The organism is Peterkaempfera griseoplana (genome assembly GCF_001418575.1).
In the GTDB taxonomy this organism is placed as follows: Bacteria; Actinomycetota; Actinomycetes; order Streptomycetales; family Streptomycetaceae; genus Peterkaempfera; species Peterkaempfera griseoplana.
In genome coordinates, this window is sequence record NZ_LIQR01000443.1 from 1 (window position 1) to 5146 (window position 5146).

Below are 5146 nucleotides of genomic sequence, written 5' to 3' on the forward strand. Positions count from 1 at the left end.
CGCGCCCGGCGCGGAGCAGCCGTTCGCGGACGACTTCCGCCCCGACTACGGCAACGGCCCCTTCGGCGCTCCGGGGAGCGACGACCCGTTCGGCGAGACCAAGGTCGGCGGTATTCCGCCGGTGGCCGAGGCCGGCCCGGGTGAGACCACCGCCGCCTTCCCGGCTGCGGCCTTCCCCGCCACCGACCCCTTCGCGGCCGATCCGTTCGCCGCCGATCCGTTCGCCGCGGACCCCTTCGCCACCGCCCCGGCGGAGCCCACCTCGCCGAACCCCTTCGCCGGCGGCTTCCGCGACGAGGACTTCCGTCCCTCCGCACCCGCTGCGGGCGCCCAGAGCGCACCGGCCGCCCCTGCGGGGCCGGCCGCGGCGAGCACCCCGGAGAGCGGCGGCTCCGCGCCCGCTCCGCGCCGCCGGCGCGGCGGCAAGCTGGTGGGCTACGCCGTCGGCGCGGTGCTCTGCGCGGGCGGGGTCGCCTACGGCGCGGGCCTGATGCTCAACCAGGCCGACGTCCCCAAGGGCACCACCGTGCTGGGCACCGACATCGGCGGCAGCAGCCGGGACGCCGCGGTGCACACCCTGGACGCCACCGTGGCCAAGATCGGCCGCCAGCCCGTCCAGCTGCAGCTGGCCGGCCGGACCGTCCAGCTCGACGCCACGGCGGCGGGTCTCTCCTTCGACACCACCGCCACCGTCGACGGGCTCACCCACCACAGCTACAACCCGGTGAGCGTGATCAGCTCGCTCACCGGCTCCGCCAAGGCGGTCGCGCCCGTGGTGAAGATCGACCAGCCCAAGCTCCGTGCCGCGCTGCAGCAGCAGCTGGCCCGGCAGACGGGCGGCGGGGGCCCCCGCGAGGGCTATGTCTGGTTCAACGCGTCGGGGAAGCCGGTGGTGATGCCGCCCGCAGCGGGCGGCGCCGTCGACCTGGACGCCGCCGTGGCCGCGGTGCAGCGGAGCTACCAGGCCCGCGCTCTCGGCGAGCGGACCGCGCCGATCGCCCTCAAGGTCACCACGGCACAGCCCAAGGTCTCCGCCGCCGCGCTCCAGTCGGCCGCGAACACCCTGGGCAAGAAGATCATCAACGGTGGCTACGTCTATGTGCGGCGTGGCGCCGCCGACACCCCGGGCGTGCCGTTCGGCAAGGGCACCTTCACCGCGGCCCTGCTGCTCGCCCCGGACGCCAACGGCACGGTGGCTCCCAGGTTCAACCTCGCCAAGCTGCAGGCCCGGCTGAACGGGGCCTTCGCCGGCTACCGGATGAAGCACGGCGCCACCGTGGGGCCGGTCACCACTCAGGACGTCGCCGACGCGATCCTGTCCGGCCTGGACAAGACCGGTGCCGCCCGTACGGTGACTCTCCCGGTGACCGCCGGCTGACCACCGGACGCAGTACCGCCCGGCAGGCCGGGTCCTGACATGTCAGGGCCCGGCCTGTTTATGTTGTGCACACATCAATATTGTGGTCGCGGAACGACAGGATGACGCCCCATTAGGGAGCATCAAAAAAGTCCGATCGCATTACCGATGGCCGATAGCAGATCACCGACATGTTAATTACCGCCGCCGACGCGGGCAGAAACGCCGACAATGGCGGTGGCGGCTGGCGACTTGCCGTCATGGCGAGTTTTGGCCAGGCTCCGACCGTCCGGATACCGGACAGACGCCAGACCCCACCCAAAAGTATCGGTAGTGGCAGAACGGACACCGCACCCCGGCCGACCGCCCCGGATCGACACCCGAGGCCGAGTGTCCGAATACCGGGACTGCAAAGACCGTGTTTCGGGATTGTAAACAGAGATATAACACCTCTGTCCGCTTATGTCCGTTTCATCAGAGGGATGTCAACCTCTTTCTGGCCACAACCTGATCGATCTTCCAGCACGATACCCCGTCAAGCGGGGGTAATACGTGCAGCTACTTGACGTTCGATAAACGACTTGCCAGAGTCCGTTCGTCAAACACTTCTTGCGGCCGCACACACCCCGAGCGGGAGCTTTCGCACCATGACCAACCCCACTCAGGCTCAGGCCGATACCGAGATCATCGGTTCGGCCGGCCCTGCCGACGCAGTCGATCCGGCGGCGGCCCCGGAGCTCAAGGGCCGTTCCCCCGGCCAGATCATGTGGCGTCGCTTCCTCCGTGACCGTACCGGCGTGATCAGCGCGGTGATCGTCGCGCTCTTCCTGCTCGTGGCGATCTGTGCGCCGCTCATCTCGATGGTGTACGGCAAGAACCCCTCGGAGACCTACGGCCAGGACACCCCCGGCCTGCTCACCGAGATCGGCGGCCTGCCCACCGGACCCAACGGCGGCATCAGCAGCGACTTCTGGTTCGGCCTGGAGCCGGGCCTGGGCCGCGACGTCCTGACGCAGCTGGTCTACGGCATCAGGACGTCCCTGCTGATCGCCGTGATCACCACCGTGGTCACCACCGTCCTCGGCATCGCCATCGGCATCATCGCCGGCTATGTGGGCGGCAAGACCGACTACTTCATCGGCCGTTTCATCGACGTGCTGCTGTCGTTCCCGTCGCAGATCTTCTTCATCGCCTGTGTGCCCGTGGTGGACTCGCTCTTCGTCTCCCCCGACGAGCAGACCCCGGTGTGGCTGCGCACCGTGACCGTGATCATCGTGCTGTCGATTCTGGGCTGGATGGGCCTGGCCCGTATCCTGCGGGCGGTCTCCCTCTCGCTGCGCGAGCGGGAGTTCGTGGAGGCGGCCCGGGTCACCGGCGCCTCGCCGATGCGGATCATCTTCAGGGAGCTGCTGCCCAACCTGTGGACGCCCATCCTGGTGCAGTCCACGCTGGCGCTGCCCGCCTTCGTGACCGCCGAGGCCGGCCTCTCCTACCTGGGCGTGGGCATCGTCGAGCCCACCCCGGACTGGGGCCGCATGATCGCGATCGGCGCGAACTACTACCAGACCGACATCACCTACCTGTTCTTCCCCGGCGTAGCGATGGTGATCTTCGTACTCGCCTTCAACCTCCTCGGGGACTCGGTCCGGGACGCCTTCGATCCCAAGACCAAGCGTTGACGGACGCACACCCAGAACTCCGGGGGGACCGCTCAGCCCGCCCCGGGCAACCCAGGAATATCCACTCCTACCTCACAGGCAGGACAGACATGACCTCTCGCAAGTCGCGGCACCTCGCCGCTGCAGTCCTCGTGGCCGGGGCGATGACCATGACCGCTGCATGCAGCAGCGGCCACTCCGACAGTGGCGCGGGCAAGCCGTCCGCGGGCGGCAGCGCTCAGGCTCCGGCCAAGGCCGCCGTCACCAAGATCACTGTTGGCACCGCCGCGGACTCGGCCGGTCCTGCCATCGCCCCCGCGGGCGCCAAGAGCGGCGGCACGGTCACCATGCTCGACCGTGACGACTTCTCCCACCTCGACCCGGGTCGCGTCTACCTGAACTACAACTCCACCGCCTCCGAGCTGTTCACCCGCCAGCTCACCGGCTACAAGGAGACCGCCGACGGCACCAAGCTGGTCGGCGACCTGGCCACCGACACCGGCACCACCACCGATGGCGGCAAGACCTGGAAGTTCACCCTCAAGGACGGCCTGAAGTGGGAGGACGGTTCTCCCATCACCTCCAAGGACGTCAAGTACTCCGTCGAGCGGCTGTACGCGCCCTTCATCCAGGAGGGCCCGACCTACATCCAGCAGTGGCTGTCCGGCACGGACTACCGCAAGGCCTACGAGGGCCCCTACAAGGGCAAGGAGCTGGACGCGGTCCAGACTCCTGACGACAAGACCGTCGTCTTCAAGTTCAAGGACGCCCACCCGGACGCCAACTTCACCCTGGCGATGACCGGCTACGGTGTCGTGACCAAGGCTCACGACACCAAGGAGGCGTACGACAAGAAGCCGTTCTCCAGCGGTCCGTACAAGATCGTCAGCCACGTCACCGACAAGTCGCTGGACCTGGTCCGCAACCCCAACTGGGACGCCAAGACCGACCCGATCCGGAACGCCTTCCCGGACAAGTGGCACATGGAGTTCGGCTACCAGAACAAGGACACCACGCAGCGCTTCATGGCGGACAACGGTCCTGACAAGACCGCCATGACCTTCCACAACTCGGTCGACACCGACCTGCTGCAGAAGGTGCTGGCCGACGCGACGCTGAAGCCGCGCCTGGTCCAGGGCCTGACCCCGTACGTGGACTTCTACTACATCAACAACACGCGCATCAAGGACAAGCGCGTGCGTGAGGCGCTCATCCGCGCCTTCCCGCACCAGCAGACCCGTGCGCTGCAGGGTGGCCCGACCTACGGCGACTACGCCACCGGTCTGATCAGCCCGACCGTCCTCGGCTACCAGCAGAACGACCTCTACGGCATCCTGACCAAGCCCCAGGGTGACCCGGAGGCGGCCAAGAAGCTGCTGGAGGAGGCCAACGCGGTCGGCACCACGATCGTGTACCCCTACAACAACACCCCGACCCAGCAGAAGGTCACCGTCGCGATCAAGACCGGTCTGGAGAAGGCCGGCTTCAAGGTCGTCACCAAGCCGCTCGACGCCAAGACCTACTACGACGCCATCGGCCTGGTGAACAACAAGTACGACCTGTACTGGGGCGGCTGGGGCGCCGACTGGCCGACCGGTCAGACCGCTGTGCAGCCGGTGTGGGACGGCCGCCTGATCGGCGACCTGCAGCCCAACTACGCGCACTACAAGAACGACGCGGTCGACACCGCGATGGACGCGGCCGGCAAGGTCGCCGACCCGATCAAGCAGGGCGAGGCCTGGGCCGCGGTCGACAAGCAGATCATGCAGGACGCTGCTTCCATCCCGGACGTGTACCAGAGCTACATCGGCCTCTACGGCTCCGGCCTGGGCGGCGTGAAGCTCGACCCGCTGAACGGTGAGCTGTCCCCGCTGGACGTCTTCATCAAGTAAGTCCGCACGGACTGCGGTGGGGTGCCTGCCACGCACCCCACCGCGGTCCCTGTGACGGCCCATCGGGCCGCCCCCCTCCGACCAGGAGAGCCCGACCCATGCTCCGTTTCCTCGTTCGCCGAACACTCGGCGCGATCGTGATTCTGCTGATCATCAGCATCATCACCTACCTCCTGTTCTTCGCCATCCCCGCGGACCCCGCGCGGCTCTCCTGCGGCAAGGTGTGCACCCCCCAGAAC

At 67.9% G+C, this 5146-nt stretch carries 2 protein-coding genes and 2 pseudogenes; all 4 read left to right on the forward strand.

The annotated features are described in order from the left end of the window. Positions 1-1378 (forward strand): annotated as a pseudogene (locus AOK09_RS29185) (hypothetical protein); the annotation flags it as partial. A gap of 626 nt (positions 1379-2004) precedes the next feature. Beyond that, complete coding sequence (locus AOK09_RS29190; protein ID WP_079063524.1) at positions 2005-3036, forward strand: ABC transporter permease; 1032 nt, start codon at positions 2005-2007, stop codon at positions 3034-3036. A gap of 89 nt (positions 3037-3125) precedes the next feature. After that, positions 3126-4907, forward strand: coding sequence for an ABC transporter substrate-binding protein (locus tag AOK09_RS29195; protein ID WP_055590242.1), 1782 nt, complete (start codon positions 3126-3128; stop codon positions 4905-4907). Between the two features lie 98 nt (positions 4908-5005). Then, a pseudogene (locus AOK09_RS42650) lies at positions 5006-5146 on the forward strand (ABC transporter permease); the annotation flags it as partial.